We start from the raw sequence: 25,158 nt of genomic DNA, 5'->3' as shown, positions 1-25,158 counted from the left end.
GATGGCAAATATGCTCGAAGGATATATCAGCGGCAAAGGACTCAAAATCGGCATCGTCGCCGCGCGGTTCAACGAGTTCATCACGAGCCGGCTTCTCAGCGGCGCGCTCGACGCGCTCCACCGTCACGAGACGGCGGACAGCGATATTGACGTCGCGTGGGTGCCGGGGGCGTTCGAGATCCCCATTGCGGCAAAGAAGATGGCGGAGAGCGGACGCTACGACGCCGTGATCTGTCTCGGCGCGGTGATCCGCGGCTCGACGACGCATTATGATTATGTGTGCAGCGAGGTTTCAAAGGGCGTCGCGCAGGTCGGGCTTGCGAGCGGCGTGCCGACGATCTTCGGCGTCGTAACGACGGAGAACATCGAGCAGGCAATCGAGCGCGCGGGGACAAAGGCGGGCAACAAAGGTGCAGACGCCGCCGTCGCCGCGATGGAGATGGCGAATCTCTTTCGGAAGATGTGATGGCGCAATTTAATTTTTTGGATAGGATAAACGGTGGGATATTTCATCTCACCCCGGATTGGTAAGAACAATGGATCAACTGGTAAAGGCGATTGCGGCGGGCGGCGCATTGCGCGCCTATGCGGCGGTAACGACGGACGCGGTCGCGGAAGCGATGCGCCGGCACGACTGTTACCCCGTCGCGGCGGCGGCGCTTGGGCGCACGATGACGGGAGCGCTGCTCCTCGCCGCGAATCTCAAGAATAAGGAATCTGTCACGATAAAGTTCAAGGGAGACGGCGCGCTCGGCACGGTCACGGCGGACGCGACGGCGGAGGGATCGGTGCGCGGCTATGTGGATCACCCGCATACGAATCTGCCGCTGAACCCGCTTGGCAAGATCGACGTCGGCGGCGGCATCGGGCGCGGCATCCTCACGGTGACGCGTTTCACGGGGCTAAAGGAACCGGTCACGGGCAGCGTCGACATCACGACGGGCGAGGTCGCGGACGACCTCATCAACTATCTCTATACCTCGGAACAGACGCCGTCCTCCATCGGGCTCGGCGTGCTCGTCAGCCCCGAGCTGCGCTGTCTCGGCGCGGGCGGCTTCTTCGTTCAGCCCCTGCCGGGCGCGTCAGACGAGGTGATTGACAAACTTGAGAGCAATCTGCGGCTCGTCTCCTCCGTTTCTCATATGGTGGAACAGGGCATGGATCCGCGCGGCATCATCGGCGTCCTGCTCGGCAATTTTGACGACGTGAAGATTCTCGCGTCAACCGATCTCGCGTTCCGGTGCAACTGCTCGAAGAATTACATCACGGATCGCCTTATTACGCTCGGCGCGGACGACCTCGATAGTCTCGTCGCGGACGGGCAGGCGGAGGTGAAATGTCACTTTTGCGGCGCGGCGTATCAATTTGACAAAGAAGAACTCACCGCGATCCGCAACGTCGCCATCAAGATGCGCGCCATGCACGCGCGCAGCGCGAAGTGAAGCGGCGTACGAGGCTCTTGCGCGAGGAGCGCGGCATGATGGGCGGATACGACGTTCACATCCGCTATAAAAATATCAAGAACCTCTACCTCCGCGTTCAACCGCCGGGCGTCGTGGAGGTGAGCGCACCGCAGGGCATGACGGGCGCGGCCATCGAGGGATTTATCAGCCGCAGACGTACGTGGATCGACGAACGCCTGCGGCTGATTTGTGCGTCTGCGGCGGCGGAGAAACGGCGGCGCTATGAGACAGGAGAGATGATTCTCCTGTGGGGCGTGCAGTGTCCGCTCGAAGTGCGCCCCGTTACGCGCGGCAAAGCGTACGCGGAATATGCGGACGGGCGGATTCTCCTCTATGCATCGCCCGATGCGGACGTGGAGGAGCGTGCCGAGGCAGTGCGCGCTCTTTACCGTGCGGAACTCGCCGCCGCGATTGAGCGCACCGTGCCGGAATGTGAGCACATTGTAGGCAAACACGCCGCCGCGTGGCGCATCCGCGCGATGAAAACGCGATGGGGGAGCTGCAGCACGCGCACCGCGTCCATCACGCTGAACCTCGCCCTCGCGCGCTATGAGCGCCGCGCCCTCGTCTACGTCATCCTACATGAGCTCACGCATCTGTGGGTGCGCGGACACGGCGCCGTCTTCCACGCGCGCATGGATCGTTACCTCCCGGATTGGCGTGACGTGCGCCGCGTGCTCAACGCACAGGCGCGAGAGGACGAGGAGGGGCGGTGAACATCGGTGCGTGGACGAATATAGGTCGTCTAAAATGCGGGGAAATCGCATTTTAGACGAAAAAATTTTCCATGCCGGTAATTTCGTGGAATAAAAAGTTGCAGAATCGCGCAAATTATATTACAATAAAATAAAATAAGAAGACAGAACTCATGCACAAGGGGGCGGAGGAACGGAATGACGATAGAAATGCTGCGCAGCCGTTTCGCCGCCCTTTCACGCCGCGATATCTGCATGGGTGCGGCGCTCTTCTGCGCTCTCGCCGGACTTATTTACCTTGCACAAACGCCCGCCTCGTCCGCCGTGATCGAAATGCCTGCACCTGTGCGCGCGCAGGAAGAGGACGAGACGCGGGAGATCGTCGGACTGGACGCAGCGGCTCGTCGTCCCGAGCTGCGCAATCCCTTTACCTACGCACACGAGACACGCGGCGAAGCGGCGCATACGCCGGGAGTGTCACCGCCTCCGGATGAGAAGCGGGCGGGCGCGGCGGAGCATTCCGCGCCGCTGATACTCGCAGACCGCATGTCCGCGACTGCGCCCGCTTTGCCGGACGGCACGGCACAGCCCGCCAAAGAGCTGCGCCCGATCCTGCGCGGGACGGTGACGGGGGCGGACGGCAGATGCATTGCCATCCTTGCGATGGGGGAGGAGAGTGCCGCCGTTGCAGCGGGCGATACATGGCGGGACTATGCGGTGGAGGATGCCCGCGATGATGCCGTGACACTGCGGCGCGGAGCTGAGACACTGACGCTGCGGCGGGAATAGGAGTGGACATATGAAGCGTTTCGTCATCATGGGGCTCGCTTGTCTTGCCCTGCTCGTTCCCGTACGGCTCTATGCCGCGCCCGTGACCATCGACGTGACGGGCGGCGATGTCCGCACCGTTCTGCTCGCTGTCGCGCGCATGGGCAACGTGCCGCTCATCGTGGACGACGGCGTGACGGGCGCGGTGACGGCGCATCTGACGGGCGAGCCGGAGGAGCTGCTGCATCTCATTGCGGCGGCGCGCGGCATTCATATTGAGCGGCGCGGCGACGTATTCCTCGCGCTCGGTGCGGAGGCACGCACGGAGAATCGCCGCGTACACATCTATCCCGTACGTTTTGCCGACCCCGAGGAGCTGGCATATGCCGCAAATTTATCCCTTAGTGGTGAAGGAAAACGCGGAAACATGTCGAAAACTAACGATGAGAGTGGAAATGAGGTCTCAGCGTCCGATACCGGGCGGCGTGTGCTCGTCGATACCGCGACGAACACCCTCCTCTTTTACGGTACGGAAGCTGAGGCGTTTGCTGTGCGCGAAATTATTTCCGCGCTCGACGTGAAACCGCGGCAGGTATCGCTCGAGGCACGCGTCGTCTCCGTCTCGAAGGCGGCGGCAAAGCAGCTCGGGGTCGACTGGACGTGGTCGGCGCTCCCACAGTATCCAAGCGTCGATGCCGGCGGACGCGTCACCGGGCGCAGCACCGGCGGCGGCAGAACGGGGACGAGCGCACCGGGCATCATACGGTTCGGCAGAGGTCCTGCGGGCGTCCCGTATGAATTTTATTATTCGGCGGCGATCAGTGCGCTCATCACGGACGGCAAGGCAAAGATGCTCGCCCGTCCGAACGTGACCACGGTGCAGGGGCGCGAAGCCCTCATCAACATCGGCGCCGAGGTGCCCGTGCCGCGCACAACGATGTCCGATCATGTGACGACCAGTGCGATTGACTACCGCGAAGCGGGGATCATCCTGCGATATACGCCGCGCGTAACGGCGGACGGCACGATCACAGCGCGCGTCCACACGGAAGTCAGCACCCCCGTCTACGTCGAGGAGCTCAAAGCGTATCGCTTTCAAAAGCGGAGCGCGGATACGACAGTGCGCCTGCGCGACGGCGAGACGATGGTGATCGGCGGGCTCATCGACAGCGACGAGTCGCGTTCGCTCTCAAAGATTCCGTTTCTCGGCGATCTGCCCGTCCTCGGTGCATTTTTCCGCAGCGTACGCACGAACAAAACGGAGTCCGAGCTGATGATATTCCTCACCGCCCGCGTTTTAGATGAGAATTGATATTTGCAGGAAGCAAAGAAAAGAGGAGATGTAAGTGGCGATTAGAATACTTCTTGCGGACGATCATGCGTTGCTCCGTCAGGGGATCAAGCGCGTGCTGAATTTTGAGGACGACCTCGAGGTCGTCGGCGAGGCGGAGGACGGACAGGAAGCCCTCGCGCGGACGCTTATGCTGAAGCCCGACATCCTCCTGCTCGACATCAACATGCCGGGGCTGACGGGACTCGAGGTCACGAAGCAGCTCAAACAGGCGCGCTCGCGGACGAAGATCATAGCACTCACCATCCATGACAGCGACAACTACGTCCTCGAACTTCTCAAGAACGGCGCGCTCGGCTACCTCCTCAAGGATGTCGAGCCAAATGTGCTCATCAAGGCGATCCATATGGTCAACGAGGGCAATCCCTTCGTCTATCCCAAACTTGCCGAACGGCTCTTCGGAAGTACGGCGGTCTACGGTGATGTGAGCCGCATGGCGAAGGAGATCTGGGATGAGAGCCGCGGCGAGCGGCTGACCCCGCGCGAGATGGACGTACTCGGCTGTATCGCAAAGGGATTGTCGAACCAGGACATCGGCAAGGCACTAGGACTCAGCGAAAAGACGGTGAAAAACCACCTCACGAGTATCTTCCATAAGCTCAAGGTCAATGATCGCACGCAGGCACTTGTATACGTTCTTAAAAATAAAATAGTCACTTTAGAATAAAAAGAAGCGGTTCACATGAAATTGATGTGAACCGCTCATTTTATATTGTTTTCTGAAAAAAGAATAAAGAAAAAGAGCCGCCGGCAATCCACTGCTCGGGCGTGCTCTTCTTCTTGGAAAGGGATGCTCGCAGGTCGGGAAAACCTGCGGCTTGAGAAATGGGATGTAAGGACTTTGCCTTACAAGAGGAACGCAGGGAGACGTTCCTTTAGAGGGATGATCAACAGGGTGAAGATGTCGGGGAGGACGTTTCGTATCCCTGTTGACATTTGTATGATACCATATTGATTTCGAAAAATTTTGTGACTAAAGTCACGCAAAAACAAAATAATTCGATTAAAAATCGATTCATATAATAATGGCTTACGTTAAAATAGTGGGGCAGCAGAAAGCCGGAGAATTGAAACAATTCTATGTAAGAACCGGCACATCCTCTCTAAAATATAACACCCGATTGCGTTGCTTTTTGTGTGAAAGAATCGTATAATGTAAGATAAGGGTTATCAAGTGGAAACGCACCCGGAAAGAGCGTTTCCCGGAGGGAGGCATCCCTTCTTTGGTGATGGAGGAGGAATATTCATGAATGATTACTTAAGAATCGCTCAGGTCATCGGACGTGAGATCATTGATTCGCGCGGCAATCCGACGGTCGAGGCGGAAGTCGTTCTCTTCGACGGTACGATCGGACGCGGCGCATCTCCCTCCGGTGCGTCCACGGGCGAGTTCGAAGCGCTCGAACTGCGCGACGGCGACAAGTCGAAATACGGCGGCAAGGGCGTTTCCAAAGCCGTCGAGAACGTCAACGAAAAGATCGGCCCCGCCCTTGAGGGACTTGAGGCGGCGGACATCTACGCCGTGGATCAGGCGATGTTCGACGTGGACGGCACGAAAGATAAATCGAACCTCGGCGCGAATGCAATCCTCGCGGTCTCCATTGCGGCATCCGATGCGGCGGCGAAGTCCGAGGGCATTCCTCTCTATCGCTTCTTCGGCGGACTTCAGGCGAATGTCCTGCCCGTGCCGATGATGAACATCCTCAACGGCGGCGCACATGCGACGAACTCCGTGGACACGCAGGAATTCATGATCATGCCCGCAGGCGCGCCCACGTTCCGCGAGGCGCTCCGCTGGTCGACCGAGGTGTTCCACGCGCTCCAGTCCCTCCTCAAGAAGGAAGGCAAGACCACGGCGGTCGGCGACGAGGGCGGCTTTGCGCCCGACCTTGACTCCGACGAGGATACGATCGAGCACATCCTCAAGGCGATCGAGGCGGCAGGCTATAAGCCGGGCGAGGACTTCGTGCTCGCGATGGACGCGGCATCCTCCGAGTGGAAGGACAAAGAAAAGGGCAAGGGCTTCTACCATCAGCCGAAATCCGGCAAGAAGTTCACATCCGACGAACTCATCAAGCATTGGGAATCGCTCGTCAACCAGTTCCCGATCTACTCCATCGAGGATGGGCTCGACGAAGAGGACTGGGACGGCTGGAAGGCGATGACGAAGGCTCTCGGACACAAGGTGCAGCTTGTCGGCGACGACCTCTTCGTTACGAACACGGAGCGTCTGAAGAAGGGCATCGAGATCGGCGCTGCAAACTCCATCCTCATCAAGCTCAATCAGATCGGCTCTGTCTCCGAGACGCTCGAGGCGATCAAGATGGCGCACAAAGCGGGCTATACCGCCGTCACCTCCCATCGTTCGGGCGAAACCGAGGACACGACGATCGCGGATCTCGCCGTTGCACTCAACACGGCACAGATCAAGACGGGCGCACCGTCGCGCTCCGAGCGCGTCGCGAAGTACAACCAGCTCCTGCGCATCGAGGAAGAACTTGGCGCGAGCGCCGTTTATCCGGGCAAGCGCGCATTCAGCTTCATGAAGTAAGAGTCCCTTTAGGACAATAGAAAAACCACCGCTGCGGCGGTGGTTTTTCTTGTGGGGTGCGCGTATCTTCATAGGACTGTTACAATCTCCGACATCTCCTTACGCACCTCGTGACGCGGCGAGGGGACGCCGTTTTCCGCCGGATAGCCGACGGGGAAGATCGCGATGAGGTCATAGTCCGCCATCTCGGGGAAGAACTCCTTGAGTTTCGGCGCGTCAAAATGACCGACCCATGTCGAGCCGAGCCCCTCGTTGTGAATGGCGAGCATGATATGCGTTGCGACGATGGCGGCGTCCACGTCGGCGAAATTGCGTGCGTCGTACTGCCGTATCCATGCCTCGCCCGGCTTGCCGCCGACAACGAGGAAGAGCCCCGCGCCGAAGGTGAATTTCGTCGTCTCCGCGAGTTTGGCACAGGCCTCCGGGCTCTCTACCGCCCAGACTTTGAACGGCTGCTTGTTGACTGCCGTGGGCGCGAGCCGCGCCGCCTCGAAGATGCGTTCCGTCACGTCGCGGGGAATTGCTCTGTCCGAGAGCGCGCGGCAGGAGAACCGCTCCTTGATGAGTTCGTTAAATTCCATGGTATGACCTCCTTCTTTACCGGATATGTCCATTATATCACAGGTCGAAAACCTTTTTCAGCAGAAAATAAGAAAAGGATGCTATTCTGCACATATCATCACATGGGGAATGAGGTGCAATATGCGGAAGAAACTCTCTGCGGTGCTCGCAGCCGCCGTCCTTGCGGCAGGGATACTCCTCCCGATGCCGCGCGCGCAGGCAATCGACGCATGGGCAATCGCGGCGCAGGCGCTCGGCGTGTTCGGTGCGTATAAATCGTCGCTCGCCGCCGTGCTTGCGATGGGCAACGACGTTCAGGCGCAAGTGACGAGCAAACGGCAGGATCTCGAGGAGCAGGGGCGTGCCAAGAACGAGAATGACATCCGTCTCGTGGACAGCATCATGGAGCGGCTGGTCAAGGACGGCGACTATGTGCTGCGCGCGAACTCCCTGCCCTTTACATGGGCGCTGACAGACAGTCCGGTCTTTAATGCGGCGTGCTATCCGACCGACTACGTGACCATCAACCGTGGACTCGTTCATGGGCTGAACGGGAACGTGGACGAGCTTGCCGCCGTTCTCGGGCATGAGATGACGCACGGGCTCCGACAGCACAGCGCGCATAACTATGCAAAGGCGGCGGCACAGTACTACGGCATGGCGTTCCTCAACATGAACACGGGACTCATGGACTGGGGAAAGATGAATGCACTTGTCAACTATTCGATTGCCAAGAATGTTACGCTCCCTACGGAGTACGAGGCGGACGAGGGGGGCTTCCGCATCATGACGAGCGCGGGGTTCAATCCCGGCGGCGGCGCGGCGGCAATGGCACGTATGGGCTATTATCTCACCTACGAGACGCAGGAGCTGCAGGAGTACCAAGATCCGACGCAGAAAGATCTGCCGCAGGATGATTTCTCTGATCATCCCGCGACGGAAAAGCGCGAAAACCGTCTCGCGCAGTATATGACCGACTACAGTGCGGGGCACGTTACGGTCAAAGACCGCAAAACGGTCTGCATCGACGGGACGCCGCTCTTTACCGTAACGTGGACGGACGAGAACTACGACAACAGCCCCGAGAACGCATACCTTGCCGCAGGAGCGCTCGCGCGTGCCTTTCATGACTTCGATGCGGCGGAGGATTGGGGGCTCGCCCTCACGCGGGACGGCGGCGCGACGCTGCGCGGCGACGCGCGTGTGAACGAGCTGCTTTACTATTTTTTGAAGACGTTGCATACGGGCGGACAGCTGCGTGACCTCGTGCAGGCAGCGTATGCGGGCGAGGCGGCGAGCGGTGCACGGGAGAAGCTGCGTGCCGAGGAACAGTCGCGTGCAGATGCCCGGGCGAAGGAACGCGCGGCGGTGGAGGCGGCGGATGCCAAGGCGATTACGAAGATGCGCGAGAACAGCGACGCGTACAGCGACTACGGCGATACGGAACGTGCTCTTGTCCTCATGGATCGCATTTTTGCTTCCCCCAACGACAACGACCGTGCGCTCAGCTATGTGATCCGCGCTCGCGCCTATGCCGCGCGCGGCGATGCTGCCGCTGCGCTCCAAGATGCCGATCGGGGCGTCGCCGAGGGCGGGAAGAACGTCCTCACATGGGTGAACCGCGCGGATGTGCGCCGCACGCTCGGCGACCGCGAGGGCGCGCTCGCCGACTGCATGAAGGCAATGGAAGTGGACGCGAAGAGCCCGTATGCCTACCTCATAGCGGGGGAACTTTATGACGAGATGGAGGATACCGCGCAGGCACAGACGTATTTCAAGAAACTCTACGAGGTCGAGCCGCGTGCCGTTGCGCGTATTCCGGACACATACTTGAAGGACATTGACAAGAAAGCATACGATAAACGCATAAAGGAGCAGAAACAAGCGCGCGAAGAACGGGAAAAGGCGCTGCGGGAGAAAAATAAAAAGGAAAGCAAAATAAAATCCTGAGCATTCGAAAAGGGCTGCTGCACGCGCATATGAAACGCCGTGCAGCAGCTTTTTTATCGGATGATGTCTGCACAGAGCTGCAGAGCTGTCGCACCTCATTATCGGTACACCTCGTATGGGAGCTCTGTGCTGCGCGGTTATATATTCCGGCATATAAAATACATATACAATAAAAGGTTTTTTGCAAAATATATCGAAATAATAAAATTATTGTGCATTCATTGTAACCATACGACTTCTTTGTTGTCTTACACAATAAGATGAAGTCCGCAGTCAGGAGGAATCGTTATGACAAAAGAACTGCCGAAATCCCCGCCGCCAAAACAAGAGGTCGGCGGCATCCTTGGATGGATCGAGCGCATGGGCAACCGCATCCCCGACATCACAATGTTGTTCATCTGCGCCTTCGTCATCACCTGCATTTTATCCGCAATCCTATCGCAGATGCATTTCGACTACATCCATCCCTCGACGCACGAACCGATTGCGGTCAATAATATGCTGGACCCCGCCGCGCTCGTCACGTTGCTCACGAAGATGGTGACGAACTACACGGGATTCCCGCCGCTCGGCATGGTCATCGTGGCGACGCTTGGCATCGGCATCGCGGACGGCTCCGGCTACATCAATACGGGGCTCAAGAAAATCCTCGCCGTCACGCCGAAACGCCTCATCACGCCCATCGTCATCCTCGTCGGCATGGCGAGCCACCTCGCGCCGGACTCGGGCTATATGATTATCATCCCCATCGCCGCGTACATGTTCTATGCTTCGGGCAAGCATCCGCTCGCGGGCATCGGCGCCTCCTTCGCGGGCATCGCGGGCGCCTTCGCCGCCAACTACACGCCGTCGGCGATTGACCCCGTCATTCAAGGGTTCACGCAGATGGCGGCGCAGATCATCGACCCGACCTATGAGGTCAACGTTCTCTGCAACTACTTCTACGCGCTCGGCTCGACGTTCATCGTCATCGCGGGCTGCTGGTGGGTCACGGAAAAAGTCGTCGAACCGTGGTGCCGCAAGGCCTGCCCCGTGGACGCGGACATCGACGTCCCCGCGCAGGACCTCTCCGTCACGCCGCGCGAGAACCGCGCGTTCTATATCGCGAGCGTGTTCCTCGTGCTGCTCCTCGTCGGGCTCGTCCTCGCCCTCCTGCCCGAGGATTCCATCCTGCGCGACCCGGCGGGCAATATCGCGAGCTTTAAGGCGCCCGTCATGCAGTCCATCGTCGCCATCATCTTCCTGCTCGCGGCGGCGGTCGGCGTCGTCTACGGCATCATCAGCGGCAATTTCCGCAGTTCCAAGGATTTCACGCATTCGATGGAGGAGATTACGAAGACGCTCATTCAGCTCATCGTGTTCTACTTCTTCGCCGCACAGTTCATGTATGTGTTCGGCGCGTCCGGCATCGGCGCGCTGATTGCCATCGCGGGCGCGGAGTTCCTGAAGTCGCTCGCACTGCCGCCGCAGGTCACAATCTTCGGCATCATCCTCTTCGTCGGTATGCTGAACCTCATCATCACCTCGGCGTCGGCGAAGTGGGCCATTCTCGCGCCTATCTTCGTGCCGATGCTCATGGCCGTCGGCATCGCGCCGGAACTGACGCAGGCGGCGTTCCGCGTCAGCGACTCCGCCGTCAACGTCTGCACGCCGATGTTCGCGTTCTACCCGCTCATCATCGTCTACTGTCAGAAATACTATAAGGCGACGGGCGTCGGCACGCTCAGCTCGCTCATGCTGCCGTACACGGCGACCCTCCTCGTCACGCTGACGATTATGCTCTACCTCTTCTGGTGGCTGAACATCCCGCTCGGGTTCCAAGCCGACTATGTCTATCCGCGCGTCATGTTTTAACGCAGATTGAAAGGAGATTCCGATGACCGACCATGAAACAGAAGAAGAACTCGTCAAACGCTTTCTCCGCTACGTCAAGGTGCCGTCGCAGAGCGAGGCCAACGGCGGCGTAAAGGTGCCGAGCACCGAGAGCCAATGGGATATGGCACATCTCCTCCAAGAGGAACTGAATGCGCTCGGCATGGCGGATGTCTCGCTGAGCGATAAATGCGTCCTCACGGGATATCTCCCCGCGAATCTGCCCACAGGCGCGCCGCACGTTCCCGCCGTCGGGTTCTGCGCGCATATGGATACGGTCGACGTCTCGCTCAGCCCCGTCGTAAAGCCGCGCCGCGTGCGCTACGAGGGCGGCGATATTGTACTGAACGAGAAAGAAAACATCGTCATGCGCGCGGCGGAGCATCCGGAGCTCGCGCCGTACGTTGGGCAGGAGCTCATCGTCACCGACGGCACGAGCGTCCTCGGCGCCGACAACAAGGCGGCCGTCGCGAACGTCATGACCGCGCTCGCAACGCTTGCGGGCGATGCGTCCATCCCGCACGGCGACATCTACGTCTCCTTCGTCCCCGACGAGGAATGCGGCCTCTGGGGCTCGAAGAATATGGACTTTGCGAAGTTCCCCGTCGCCTACGCCTATACGATCGACTGCTGCGCCCTCGGCGAGGTCGTTTACGAGACGTTCAACGCCGGCAGTGCGGCCGTGACCATCCAAGGTGTGACCGCGCACCCGATGAGCGCGAAGGGCGTCCTCGTCAATCCGACCCTGCTCGCCGTCGATTTCGTCAATCTCTTCGACCGGAAAGAAACGCCCGAATGTACCGAGGGCACGGAGGGATATATCTGGTGTCAGACCATCCGCTCCAATCCGAGCACGGCGGTCGTCGAACTGAACATCCGCGACCACGATAAGGCGCGCTACGAAGGACGCAAGCGGCTCATCCTCGAAAATATCGAAAAGCTGCAAAAGAGTGAGCCGCGCGCGCGTGTGACGTACACGATGGAGGATACTTACGGCAATATCGCGGACGCCGTAACGGACGCGAACCGCAGCGCCATCGACAACCTTTACGAAGCGATGAAGCGGCTCGGCATCATACCTAAGACCATCGCCATGCGCGGCGGCACGGACGGCTCCTTCATATCGACAAAGGGCATTCTGACGCCGAATTATTTCACAGGCGCGCTGAATTTCCACTCGAACTGCGAGTTCCTCCCGATCCCCTCGCTGCGCAAATCGTATGAGGTGACGATGGAGCTGATTGCACTGGCGTGTGAAAAGGCGCAATAGTCGGCGAAGCGAAAGAACTTCTGATATTGTAAAAAGGTTGCTGCATGAATGCATTTTAGCACGCGTGCAGCAGCCTTTTTTTCAATCAGCCGCGCCGCCACCATGCATAGCACAGAGCCGCACACGCGACGACGGCGACATCGACGACGCCGTAGGTGGAGGGAAAACCGCAGGTGACGGCGACAATGCCGAGCCCTGCCGCGGCGAGTCCGACGCTGATGTCGAGTGACCAAAAATAGGTCGCCGTTGCAACGCCTGCGCGTGCGGGCGGCGCGCTGCGCACCGCGAGCGTCTGGAATGCGGGCGTCGCCGCGCCGAACCCCATGCCGAGGAGCACTGCCGCCCCGAGCAGAGACAGTATGTCCGATGCATGTCCGAGACAGAAGAGACCGATCGCAAAGAGCAGCAGCCCCGGATAGACCACATAGTCCGCACCCTTGCGGTCAAAGATGCGCCCCACGAAGGGGCGCGTCACGACGATCGCGCCCGCATAGCACGCGTAAAAGAGACTTGTCTCCTCCGCGAGCCCGAGCGAGCGCGCATAGAGCGGGATGAAGGTGAGCACGCTTCCGTAGGCGAAGAACGTAATGCCCGCGACGGCGGCGGGTGCAAGGGCTTTTCGTTCGATGAATGTTTCGACAGAGAGCTTCCGCGTTTGCCCCTGCGGCAGGATGATTTCATCCGGCAGACGGAATGAACTCGCCGCGATCGCACAGGCGGCGAGCGCTGCGAGCAGGGCAAAGAGCGTCGCATCGGAAAAATACGCGAGCAGCAGCAGACCTACGAGCGGCCCCACAACCATGGCGAGATTCGTCGAGAGGGCGAAATAACCGATGCCCTCGCCCTTGCGCACCGCCGGGAGCATCATTGCCGCGAGCGTCGCCGCCGTTGTCGTTGACACAGCGAAGATCACGCCGTGCAGCAGCCGCAGGCCGTAGATCGCCGACAGCGATGCGGCAAAGACAAACGCCGCCATTACGAAGAAGAACGCGAGGAGTACGGTGTGCATGAGTTTTCGCTTGTTCACCGCGTCGATGACGAGTCCCGCGAACGGCCGCGCGCTGATCGTACCGATTTGGAAAAATGTCATCGCAAGCCCCGCCTCCACCTCGCCGCGGCCGTATTCAGTCATAATGACGATGGGCAGCGCCGCGATCATCGCATACTGCGCGATGTAGAGGAGGAAATTGCTCAGACTGATCCCGAGAAATTCCTTCGTCCATAATGGTTCACGCGGTTGTGTATTCATGTATGCCTTCCCCCGTTCCGATTCCCGGATCCAATATACTACGACTGCAGTTGTCTGTAAAGCCGCACATAAAAATGACTGCATAATTCTTCGTATGAGATGATATTCTCATGAAAATAAAAGAAAAATGTTATTAAATACAAGTAACAAAACGCCGTTGATCTTATCATTGAGGGATACAGTGAAGATAAACGGTATTTTTTCGATAATGATTTATGGGAAATAAGTCCGGGGGGACTTATCCAAACAGGGAGGAATACGCCGATGTGTTACATGGGGAGCGGCGGAAAGAAGATACGGAAATACTTGTGTGCGGCGCTCGCCGCAGGATGCGGTCTGTCCGCATTGTGGGGAACAGTCGCCGCGGCGGCGGAGGAGCCGTTCGCGGAGACGGCAAGCCCGCAGAAGTCCGGCATTTGGGTGAGCCGCTATACATTTATCGGCGAGAATCCTGTACCGGAGGAGGAACTGCAAAAAATCCTCGTCATGCATCGACATCGCTGTATGACGCCGGAAGAGCTTGACAGCGCGGCGCAGGAAGTGACGAAATATCTGCGCTTGCAGGGACACTTTGTCGCGTTCGCCTATGTGCCGCCGCAGCGCTTTGAACGCGGCGTTGTCGAGATGCGCATCGTTCCGGGGCACTACGATACCATTATCATTAATAATACTTCTTACCTAACAGATCACGCAATTCGCCGCGAGATTGGCGTCACGACCGGCGATGCGGTGAAAAAAGAACCGCTGAACCGCGGCGTGTGGCTGACGAGTGACCTCTCGCGCGTTGAGGCGCGCACACAGCTGAAGGCGGGGAGCAGGCAGGGCACGACCGATCTTGTCGTAAATGTGAAGCCCAAGGGCAACCGCATGTGGGGGTACGTCGGCATCGACAACGGCGGGTATCGCTATACGGGACGTTACCAGTACAGCGCATTCTTCAACTACGCGAGCCCGTTCCGGCAGGGCGACCTCTTCTCCATCGGCGGCGTCCGGAGCAACGGCGACATGTGGTCGGGCTCGGTCTCCTATGTGACTCCTGTTGCAAAGCAGGGGGAGAAGCTCGGCATCAGCTACGCGCGCTCGCATTATACGCTTGGCGGCGCATTCGCGGCACTTGGATATATCGGTTCTGCCGAAACGCTCAGCGTTTGGTGGCAGCACAACTTCCGCCGCAGCCGCAACTTCAACCTCTACGGAACGGTGCGGCACGATTGGAAGGATCTGGACGAGAGTGCGTCGAGCATGTTCTACAAGAACCCGAAAAAGGCAAGCAACTGGGTCTTCGGCATCAACGGCGACAGCATCGACAGCTTTTGGACGGGCGGGCGCAGTACCTTCGCTCTGAACTACACGCACGGCGATATTCGATTTGACGATGAGATGCAGCGCCTCGCCGACCGCATGACTGCGCGGACGGGCGGGCATTTCGGCAAGTACAATCTCTCGCTTACGCGCCTGCAGAACGTGCGCGATCGGCTTGCGCTCTACCTCAGCTACAGCCGCCAATGGGCGGAGAAGAACCTCGACGCATCGGAGAAAATGTCACTTGGCGGTCCCTACGGCGTGCGTGCCTATCCGCTCGGCGAAGCGTCGGGCGACGACGGTTGGATGTGGACGTCCGAGCTGCGTTGGAACCTGCCTACGGGCGAGGGGGATAAAAATATCTGGCAGCTCATCGCTTTCGCTGACGGCGGGCATGTGGACAGTTATCATAACGGTGCGCCCGCGGGACAGCCGAACGGACGGAGTTTATATGGGGCGGGCATCGGCGTGAACTGGAGCAATGAGGCGAACTGGGTGGCGCACCTGCACTACGCGCGGCGCATCGGCGGCGCGCGTGCACTCTCTGAGCGCGACATCGGCGGACGGTTCTGGTTCCAACTCTATAAATTTTATTGATTCGTAATATCATATCGTGGGGAAATATGCGGCGTCCGGGGGGATATCCGCAGCTTGGCATCAATGGGGGAAATGTTATGCGTATCCAAAGAACACGTCGTCGGGCTGAAAAACGAAATACTTTTTTGGTGACACTACAGGATCGGATTCGCCGGCACCTCGGCGGCGGCATCGGTGCGGTCACGGCGGGGGCATTTATGCTCGTGGGAAGCGGACACGCCCTTGCACTGCCCCAGGGCGGTGAGGTCGCTGCGGGCGCCGCAGAGATTGCGCAGCACGCCGCGGAGATGGCGATCACGCAGGCGACTCAGAATGCCGTCATCAACTGGAACTCGTTTAACATCGGCGCGGGTGAGCGCGTCAATATCCTTCAGCCGAACGCACAGGCGGCGCTGCTCAACCGCGTCCTCGGTGGGAACCCGTCCGAGATCTTCGGCACGCTGCAGGCGAACGGGCGCGTGTTCCTCGTCAACCCTACGGGCGTTCTCTTTGCCCCGGGCGCACATGTCGACGTCGGCTCGCTCGCCGCGTCCACGATGAACATCACGAACGCCGACTTTATGGCGGGACGCTACGCCTTCCTCGGCGCGTCGGACGGGAAGGTCATCAACCGCGGCTCGCTTATCGCGCAGAATGAAGGAACAATCGCTCTCCTCGGCCGGGATGTCCGCAACGAGGGCGTCATTGTCGCGCGCAAAGGGACGGTCGCGCTCGCTGCGGGGGAAGCGGTGACGCTCGACTTCAACGGCGACGGCAAGGTCGGCGTTATCCCCGGGGAAGCAGCGCTCGCGCAGGTCGTCGAGAACAAGGGGCTCGTCGAGGCGGACGGCGGTCTCGTCTTTATGTCCGCGGCGGCGGGTGACGCGCTCACGAGTTCCGTCGTCAATCAGGACGGCATCGTGCGTGCGGGCAGTGTGAACGGCAGGACGGGTACGATCCGCATGACTGCGGGAGAGGTGCGCCTTGGCGCGGGAAGCCGTACGGACGCGGGCGGCGCATCGGGCGGACATATTGAGATCGGCGGCGGTTGGCAGGGCTCGGGCGACCTCGCACACGCACGGAATGTGAACATCGTGCAGGGCGCAGAGGTGCATGCCGACGCGCAGGCGGACGGCGGCACGGGCGGCACCGTCGCCGTATGGTCAGACGGGCGCACGGACTTCCGCGGCGCGATCTCTGCGCGTGGGAAAGGCACAGGCGCGGGCGGCAAAATCGAGACCTCGGGGCGCAGCGTTTATATCACGGGCGATGTGAACGCCTCCTCGGAGCGCGGCAAAGCGGGCGAATGGCTGATTGATCCGGGCAACCTTGTTGTACGCAACCTTACGGGGAGTGAAACGGAAACGGATTCGCTTACCGATGCGCAGCGCGTCAGCAGTACGCTGAGCGGCGGGACGTCGGTAACGGTACAGACGGCAGGCGGCGATAACGGAGCTAATGACTACAGCTTGACCGTGCAGGACAACATCACGAAGACGTCGGGCGGCGACGCAACACTGACGCTGAAGGCGACGGGAAGTATTGCATTGAATGCCGACATCACTTCTGCGGCAGGGAAGCTTGATCTCGACATTATATCCGATACGAACCATTTGGGCGGGGGCAACTTCAGCATCGCAAATGGCAAGCAGCTCAAGACATTCGGCGGTGACCTTAAGATCCGCGGAGGCGTTGTAGAGAATCGTATCGGATTTGCCAATTCACCAAATATGGGGACATCCGGCGTGGATATTGACAACGCTGTGATTGATACACGCGATGGCGGCGGCACAGGCGGCACGGTCGAGATGGCGGGCAGTACGACAACGGCGGACGCGGGCGTGAAGCTCTCCGGTACGCAGATTCAAACCGGAACGGGCAAGGTCACGATCATCGGCAAGTCGGGAAGCGGAAAAGGTATCTCCATCGACGGCGGTTCAAACATCACAACGCGCACCGTCGAGCTGCGCACGGATTCGCTCGATCTGCAGGGGACGATCACGGGAGATGCCGACCCCACAGGTTCCGCGAAAATTTGGACGCTCTCAGATGGGAAGACCATCAATTTCGGCGCGGGTTCAGGCGAGCTTGAGCTCGCGGGCAATACGTTCTCGAGCGCGGGCAAGATAACGAATTTCTATAAGAACATCGTCGGCGATGCAAATCAAGCGGCAAATATCGCGGTAAGCGGCGTGACGGCGGATCATGACCTCGCGCTGTATTCCGGCGCAGGCACGCTGACGGTCGGCGGCGCGGTCAATGCCGCAGGCCATGCGCTGACACTCGGGTCGAAGAACGCGATCACGGGGGCGGGCGTCCTCACGGCGGACGCGCTCGTGCTCGACGCGGCGGATGCGACCGTAAACCTCACGGGCACGCATCAGCTCGGAAAGCTCGACGGCAAGGCGAAGGGGCTCGCGCTTAAGAACGGCACGAATCTCAAGGTCGGCGCCGATACGGGGCTGACGACTTCGGCGGGCGGCGCAAGTCTTGACGTGACGGGCAGCCTCACCGTCGGCGCGCGCGGCATGACGAACGGCGCGGGCGCGCTCTCCCTGAAGGCGAGCGGAACATTGACGCTCGACCCGAATGCCGAGGTCAAATCGACGGGGGCGGCGGCAACCGCACTCGAAGCCGGCGCCGTCAGCTTTGGCACGGACAGCAAGGTATCGACCGCAGGCGGAACAATCAAAGTCAAGACGGATGCGCTGACGCTCCCCGCAGGAGCGCAGGGCACGCTTTCGAGTGCAAACGGCGCGGTCACGGTCGAGACCAGGACGGCGGGCAAGACAATGTCCGTCGGCGCGGCTGCCGCCGACGTGCACATGTCGGACTTCGGATTTATCAACTCCGGCACGGGCGAAGTGCACCTCGGCAACGCGAATACGGGCAACATCGACGTCGGCGCGGCGGACGTGAAGGCGCCGCTGACCGTGGAATCCGGCGCGACGGTCAAATTCACGGGCGCGCTCACGAACGCGAACGGGAAGAATACGACTTTTAGTGCCAACGCCATTGATTTCGGCACGGGTGCAAGCCTCGCGGCTGGCGCGGGCACGATGACGATGACCGCCGACAGCATCACGAATTGGAGCAACGTTACCTTTGCCGACACGACAGGTAAGGGGACACTTGCGATTAAGCCCAAGACGGCGGGTGCGTTTTCCGTCGGCGGGACGAGCACGCTCGTTTCGGATGCGGGATTTAGCAGGATCAAGGCGGGCAATTTCTACAACGTCGCGATCGGCGACAAGACGAACGCGGGCACGGCGACGATCGATGCCATTTCGAGCGGCAACCTGCCCTCCCATACGAGCATTTTGACGAACGGGGCGATCTCCGTCGTGGGCGCGGTGCAGGGAACGGCGGCGGATACGCTCGCCCTGCACGGCGACGGGCTGACCGAGACCGCGCCGATTGAGGTCGGGAACCTGCTGCTTCTCGGTAAGGGCGCGATGGATCTCTCCACGCAGCCGAACAAGATCGGCAACATCGCCGCCGATATGACGGAGGGCACGCTCAAACTCAAAAACCAAACGGATATGAAGGTCGCGGTCGTGGAGAACCGCACGGTCACGCCGAAGGCGAACGTCGACGGACTCAAGACGAAGTCCACGAATATTAAGCTGGACACAGGCAAGAAACTCACGGTCGCGGGCAACTTGAATTCCACGGACGATACGCAGCTCGAAGCCGACAACATGGATCTTGGCAATAAGGTCAACGTCGGCAAGACGCTCACACTCGAAAAGGCGGACAAGACGCAGGCAATCAACGTCGGCACGGGCGCAAACGATTGGAACATCGACAACGCGAATTACGGGAAGATCAAGATCGGCGGCAATACGCAGACGGGCAATATCAACATCAAGGGTGCGACCTTTAAGAAGCTCTCGGACATCGAAACGACAGGCTCTGTCAAGCTTACGGGCGCGACAAAGGCAGGTGCGGACGGCAAGTCCGACATGAAGATCAAAGCGCACGACGCCGCGCTCCCGACGGCAAGCGATACGCTTGCCGTGAAGAACCTCGATCTTGACCTCTCAGGCGGCATCGACCTCGGTCTCGGCAAGGTTATCGGGCAAAAGGACGGAAAAGTCGCGGCACGCGGCGCGGCGGCCTCGCAGGACATCTACATCAAGGACGATGCGGCGGATGTGCCGACCACGGACTACCGCATCTCCTACCGCTCGATCAACGATACGCTGGCGGGCTTCGGCGGTTTTGACATTGCGGGTGAAAAGCATGTCTACTTCTACGGCGGCTCGGTCAAAAAGTCCATGAATGCCGCAGGCAAGCTCGGAGTCGAGGTGCGCGACAACGTGACGATCGAGGGCGAGGGGACAAAGCTTACCGTTGGTTCGGATCCGTCCGCGACGCCATCGAATCCGGAAACGATCATCACGGGCGGCTTTACCGTCAAGAGCGGCAAGAGCGTCAGCGTCAAGGGCAAGGGCGCGGCGATCGCCGTCAACACCGACGGCGACATTACGCTGGAAAATAACGCAAAGCTCCTCGTCGAAGGAGACAATGCGGACTTCAGGCTCAAATCGCGCTCGCACAACGTCATCCTCGGCGACGATGCTGCGGTCAAAGTCCTCTCGGGCACGGAAGTGCACGGAGACGTGACGGGCACGACGCTGAATCTTGGCGCGCGTGCCGTGCTCAATACGGGCGCGGACACTGTCGGCGCACTGCGCGTGCATGTGGATAATATTGACACGCCTGCGGCGGACGACGGCGTGACGAATATTGAGGGCAAGAGCGGGCTCGTCATCACGACGCGCACCGCCGGCAGGGGCATGGTCGTCGATAATTCGACCGCGGCGACGCCGGGTGCGCTGCACGTTACGGCAGATCAGCTCAACGGCAAGCTCTTCGGCAATCAATTTGTCGCGCTCACCCTCGGCAACGGTCAGACGGGCGATGTCACGATCGACGGCGTGAATGTGGACAACCATGTCGCGATCGGTACGGGTTCCGGCAATAAGGTCACGATTGGGACGGGCGGCCTCACGGTCGCCGCGAACCGCCGTGTGACCCTCAAAACGGGATCGATCGAAAATTCGGGCGGCATGGGTAGGATGGCGGTCGGCGCGGGCGGCACGCTGACGCTCAAGACAGACAGCATCGCGAACCTCGCGGCGAACGGGTCGAATCCCTCCGTCACAGGCACGGGCACGCTCGGCATCGGTACCTACGACGGCACGAAGAGCATCGGTCTCGGCAACGCGGCGACGGGCGATCTCCTCCTGCCCGATGCGAAGTTAGGCACGGTCTTTGGACCGGGCTTTACGCACTACAGCATCGGCGACGGCACGCAGGGCACGATCAACGTGAACGGCTCCACACTCGGCAAAGACGTGACACTCCAAGCAAATACGATCAACTTCGCGGGGGATCTGACGCTCGCCGCGGGCAAGGCGCTGACCGTCAATGCCAAGACGGCGGCACAGCAGACGGGGGGCAAGATCACGGCATCGAATCTCGCCGCGCTCGGCGGCAATATTATGCTCGACCAAGCAAACGAGATCGGCACGCTTGCGGCGGACGCGCTCTCCGTGAACGTGAAGTCGAACGCGCTGACCATCGGCACGGTGACGATTCCCGCAGGCTCGCCGACCGCGCAGACCGCTCGCACACTGAGCGGTATCAAGGCAGGCGAGTCGGGCGGCACGGCGGGAGACATTGTGCTCAGTGCCGACACCATGACCTTTAACGAAGCGGTCGAGGGCAAGGGCAACCTCACCGTACAGCAGGCGACAGATACCACGAACCTGAACGTCGGTACGACGAGCGCAGGGCTGACACTGCCCGAGACGCTTTTCGGCGGCAATAAAATCAAGGACGGTTTCAAGCACGTCTACCTCGGCAGCGAGACCGCGACGGGCGCGGTGAAGGTCGGCGGCAGTCTGAACTTCATTGACCCGACGACGATCCGCTCGGGCAAGACCTCGGGCACAATGACGCTTGACGGCACGGCGAAGATCGCGACGAACGGCAACGCATTTGCGCTCGAGTCGAAGGATCTGACGACAGCGGCGGGCAGCGAGGTCAATACCGGAGCGGGCGATCTCACGCTCAAGACGGACAAGATGGATCTGAACGGTAAGATGAAAGGCGTGAAGGCGCTCAATATCCTGCCGCTCTCGCACACACAGGATATCAGCCTCGGTGCGGATGATCCCACGAAACTATCCTTGCTCGAGAAATATTTCAATGGAAATAACCGTGCATTCTGGGACTATGAGGTCATCAACATCGGCGATAAGGACGGCGGCGGACACCTTTACCAGAGCGGTACGATCAACATGCCCTTTACCGTCAACATCCAACAGGCAATCACGAGCGGTTCGGGCGGCGTCAACATCACGGGCACGATCAATACGAACGGCAAGGACTACACCATCGGCAGCCGCGAGGTCAATTTCAATAATGCGACGATCTCCGCAGACAATCCGGACGGCGTGCACCACGGCAACGTCTCCATACAGGCGGACCAGCTCCATCATACGAACAGTAAGATCACAGGGCACGGCGACGTATCCTTCGACACCTATACGCCGGGCAAGACGATTTCCTTCGGTACGCCCGGCGGGGGCGGCTCTCCTGCGGGGCTGGTTCTGCCCTCCGATATTTTCAGCGGCACCGGTCTGCTGCAGAAGAATGCGGACGGCAAGGGCTTCCGCAAGATCCGCATCGGCGGGGAACGCGCGGGCGACATCTCGGTCGGCAACGTGACGCTGCCCGGAGGACTCGCCGACGGCGTCGCCATCAAGACGGCGGGCAATGTGACCTCGACGGGCGTCCTCAAAACCGTGCCGACGCTCGACGTCGACGCGCATTCCGTGAACCTCACGGGTGCGAACGAGATCACGAATCTCGGCAATATCACGTCCGCGACGGGCGTTGCCGTCGAAACAAAGGGCGGCACGACGGTTGCGGGCACGATTACGGGCAAGGACGCGCCGATTAAAATCACGAATACGAACGGCGGCAATGTGAGTATCGCGCCGGGCGGCAAGATCGTCGGCACGGGTACGTCCGACGTCCTTATTGAGGCGCGGGGCGGCGCATTCAAGAACAAGGGCGGCGCAAACGCCATTCAAACCGCGCCGGGGCAGCGTTACGTTGTGCATACCGAGGACTCGGTCGAGAACGAACTGGACGGGCTTGTCTTTGAATTCCGCCGATACGGAACGCCCTACGGAACGACGGGCTCGATCACGATCCCCGCGGGCAAGAACGCGATGTTCTATGCCTATCAGCCGGAGATCAAGCTCTACAGTTCACGCGCCTACGGCGACGCGAACTCAGCGTTCTTCAACGACGGCTCGGGCTACCATATCGTCGATGACGGCAATCTGAAGCGCCGCGAACTGGATAAAGTGGAAATCAAGAAAATTCACGATACGCGTGCAGACTCGGGCAGCCATTCCTTCGGTATGGGGATTAATACATCGACGAACGTCAACGCAGATATTAATACTGCGACAGGCGAAGTTGCCAAAGCGGATATCGATACGACGATGCGCGCAGGCGCACGCACCTACGGCTCGGATGCGACGAATCCCAACGAGAAGATCTCGTTTACGGGACCGAACGACCTCAACTACAAGGTCACGGTCGATTACCGCATCGTCCCGCGTACCGTCACGGTGAAAGGTATCGCTGATACGAAAGTCTATGACGGTACGGCAAAACAATACAGCGGATATAACGGTGTTACGTTTGCAAACTTTGCCAACGGTCAGACGGCAGCGACAGCGGGTATTATTAGTTCGACCCATGTGGTCTATACGCCGAATGTCGATCCGACCAAGACAAACGGGTTTGCAGAGGGCGCGCTTCACGCGGGCAATTACACACTTGGCGTGTCGGGGGATCTCCGCGCAAACAACTATAAGTTCAAATATGAGCCGGGAACGCTGACGATCACAAAGCGTGCTCTCAGCTTCACTGCTCCGAGCGGCACGCGGGTTTATGGCGCGTCTAACGACACGGTAGTCCCGGGAACAACGGGGACACTTGCTCCCGGTGATACGCTTGCCAAATACACGGTGCGGGCAATGGACGGTGCAAACCCAGTGACAGAGCGCACAAATGTCGGCAGCTATACGATGACGGTTGAGGGCATTGGACTAACGCCCGGTAGCCGCGGATACAGCTCGGACTATGCAGTTACATCGACACCGGGGACACTGACCATCACAGCGCGTCCGCTCACGCTGCGTGCGGGTGATAAAGCGCGCGCCTATGGTGCTGATAACGGAACTGCTGTCTATACGGGCGGTACGGGGAAATTCAATGCCGATGCTGCGACGGCAACGACGGGACTTGTCAATGGAGACACTGTCGGCGACGTTGCGGAAATGATCGATCCTACAGCAACCCTGACGACGGATGCCGGAACGGCGGGGCTTTGGACACGGATCGACGGTGCAGCCTTTACACGCGGCACGGCATCCAATTATACGATTACTTATGTAGACGGCAGTTTCAGAATCTTGCCGCGTGAGGTTCAAATTGCGGCGGGCAATGCAAGCCGCTATGTCAATGAGCCGAATCCCACGCCGACCTATACGATTGAACGCGGTACATCGGCGGGGAGCCGCGGGTTGCTGTCGGGCGACGAAATTACTAATATCATCGCCTCCTATGCACCGTCGATGACGGAAAATACGCCGTTTGGCACCTATGAGGGCGTGATCAGCGTCGCCCCGGGAACATATGTCGGCGGGACGAATATGGCGAATTATCGGTTCAACTATATGCCGGGGAATCTCATCATCCGACCGCGCGGCTTCGACAGCAATACGCCGGGCGGGAGAGCCGTCATTTCAGGCGTTGTGGTCAACGCGCCGCGCAGCGCAGCGGACGGCGGCACATCGTCTGCCGGGGGGAACGCGCCGGGCGTACGTGTGCCGGAGTCGCGCGTTACCGTGGGCAATGGTACAGGGACGATGCTTATTCCTCCGGATGAACTGCAAAATCACATAGGTTCATGGGAGAATCGTGTTGTCTCGGGCGGAACAACGACCGAAGCACATGAGCTGATCACAGGTACGGACGGTTCGTTCGGCTACGACCTTGCGCGTGACCGCGGACGCGTCGGCATTCCCGACGAGCATATCCTGGGCGGCACGGCGGAAGCTATTCCCGTGCTCTTCACGAACGGCGGGACGCGCGACCTTGACGGCATCTATGCCATCAATTACAATCCCAATAAACTTTCGATTCAGCCCGCTTCAAAGAAAGTGGATATCCCCGATCCGAAGGAAATCCGTGCGGATTCCCAAGAACCGATGCAGTTCCTTTATCGCAACCAAGGCGGTGAATTCAAGGTGCTCTTCGGCAACGGTATTGTCACACTCCGTCCGCAGAACGACAGGGCGCTTGCGATTGTGAAGGACAAGGATAAAACCGCGGAGCGTGCCGTTCTTGCATCGGGACTTCTGACCGCGATTGAGGATCTTGGCGTCACACCGGCAGAGATTCGGGCTGTGTATATCTTTAACGTTCTCGAGGAAGATGAGGAGTAACAGTGCGT

14 protein-coding genes are annotated in these 25,158 nt (G+C 59.7%); 12 read left to right on the top strand and 2 right to left on the bottom strand.

Going from position 1 to position 25,158, the window contains the following annotated elements; translation table 11 throughout:
* The first annotated feature begins 1 nt into the window (after position 1).
* The 7 genes from ribH to eno all read left to right on the top strand — a co-directional run bounded on the left by ribH (position 2) and on the right by eno (position 6,828).
* Positions 2-466 carry a 6,7-dimethyl-8-ribityllumazine synthase gene (ribH, locus tag K341_RS0101920; protein ID WP_026761695.1) on the top strand — a complete coding sequence of 155 codons (465 nt, stop codon included), beginning with the start codon at positions 2-4 and terminating at the stop codon, positions 464-466.
* A 70-nt stretch (positions 467-536) separates the two neighbouring features.
* The gene (gene hslO / locus K341_RS0101915) at positions 537-1,442 is read left to right on the top strand and encodes an Hsp33 family molecular chaperone HslO (protein ID WP_009349671.1); all 906 of its coding nucleotides are present in this window, start codon (positions 537-539) and stop codon (positions 1,440-1,442) included.
* Entirely contained in the window at positions 1,439-2,179 is a 741-nt protein-coding gene (locus K341_RS0101910; RefSeq protein WP_009349672.1) for a M48 family metallopeptidase, read from the top strand. Before hslO ends, K341_RS0101910 begins: the two co-directional genes overlap by 4 nt.
* 177 nt (positions 2,180-2,356) lie before the next feature.
* The gene (locus K341_RS0101905) at positions 2,357-2,947 is read left to right on the top strand and encodes a transcriptional initiation protein Tat (protein WP_009349674.1); all 591 of its coding nucleotides are present in this window, start codon (positions 2,357-2,359) and stop codon (positions 2,945-2,947) included.
* Between the two features lie 10 nt (positions 2,948-2,957).
* Positions 2,958-4,238, top strand: coding sequence for a type II secretion system protein GspD (locus tag K341_RS0101900; protein WP_009349675.1), 1,281 nt, complete (start codon positions 2,958-2,960; stop codon positions 4,236-4,238).
* Positions 4,239-4,272: 34 nt separating this feature from the next.
* Positions 4,273-4,944: a response regulator gene (locus K341_RS0101895; protein WP_009349676.1), complete on the top strand. Its 672-nt coding sequence runs from the start codon at positions 4,273-4,275 to the stop codon at positions 4,942-4,944.
* Positions 4,945-5,523: 579 nt separating this feature from the next.
* Positions 5,524-6,828 (top strand): phosphopyruvate hydratase, encoded by a 1,305-nt coding sequence (gene eno / locus K341_RS0101890; protein ID WP_009349678.1) that lies wholly within the window; start codon positions 5,524-5,526, stop codon positions 6,826-6,828.
* Positions 6,829-6,896: 68 nt separating this feature from the next.
* Here the strand turns inward: eno and K341_RS0101885 are convergent, their stop codons facing one another.
* The gene (locus K341_RS0101885) at positions 6,897-7,409 is read right to left on the bottom strand and encodes a nitroreductase family protein (protein ID WP_026761694.1); all 513 of its coding nucleotides are present in this window, start codon (positions 7,407-7,409) and stop codon (positions 6,897-6,899) included.
* Between the two features lie 121 nt (positions 7,410-7,530).
* On the opposite strand from K341_RS0101885, the gene K341_RS0101880 reads away from it, so the two are divergent.
* The 3 genes from K341_RS0101880 to pepT all read left to right on the top strand — a co-directional run bounded on the left by K341_RS0101880 (position 7,531) and on the right by pepT (position 12,481).
* Positions 7,531-9,339, top strand: coding sequence for a M48 family metallopeptidase (locus K341_RS0101880; protein WP_026761693.1), 1,809 nt, complete (start codon positions 7,531-7,533; stop codon positions 9,337-9,339).
* Between the two features lie 288 nt (positions 9,340-9,627).
* A complete protein-coding gene (locus tag K341_RS0101875) occupies positions 9,628-11,193 on the top strand; it encodes an AbgT family transporter (RefSeq protein ID WP_009349681.1) in 1,566 nt (521 codons plus the stop codon).
* Positions 11,194-11,215: 22 nt separating this feature from the next.
* Complete coding sequence (gene pepT / locus K341_RS0101870) at positions 11,216-12,481, top strand: peptidase T (protein WP_026761692.1); 1,266 nt, start codon at positions 11,216-11,218, stop codon at positions 12,479-12,481.
* An 85-nt stretch (positions 12,482-12,566) separates the two neighbouring features.
* Here pepT and K341_RS0101865 read toward each other — a convergent pair whose 3' ends face one another.
* The gene (locus K341_RS0101865; RefSeq protein ID WP_026761691.1) at positions 12,567-13,730 is read right to left on the bottom strand and encodes an MFS transporter; all 1,164 of its coding nucleotides are present in this window, start codon (positions 13,728-13,730) and stop codon (positions 12,567-12,569) included.
* 264 nt (positions 13,731-13,994) lie between these two features.
* Between K341_RS0101865 and K341_RS0101860 the strand changes: the two genes are divergently transcribed.
* On the top strand, positions 13,995-15,629 hold the full coding sequence (locus K341_RS0101860; protein ID WP_026761690.1) for a ShlB/FhaC/HecB family hemolysin secretion/activation protein: 1,635 nt from the start codon (positions 13,995-13,997) through the stop codon (positions 15,627-15,629).
* Between the two features lie 77 nt (positions 15,630-15,706).
* The gene (locus K341_RS0101855; protein ID WP_071604394.1) at positions 15,707-25,150 is read left to right on the top strand and encodes a two-partner secretion domain-containing protein; all 9,444 of its coding nucleotides are present in this window, start codon (positions 15,707-15,709) and stop codon (positions 25,148-25,150) included.
* Positions 25,151-25,158: the final 8 nt, after the last annotated feature.

Origin of the sequence: Centipeda artemidis DSM 19719 (assembly GCF_000426665.1) — a bacterium.
GTDB classification, from domain to species: Bacteria; Bacillota; Negativicutes; order Selenomonadales; family Selenomonadaceae; genus Centipeda; species Centipeda artemidis.
The sequence above is the reverse complement of the archived record's forward strand: the minus strand, read 5'-3'. Positions and strand labels throughout refer to the sequence as shown.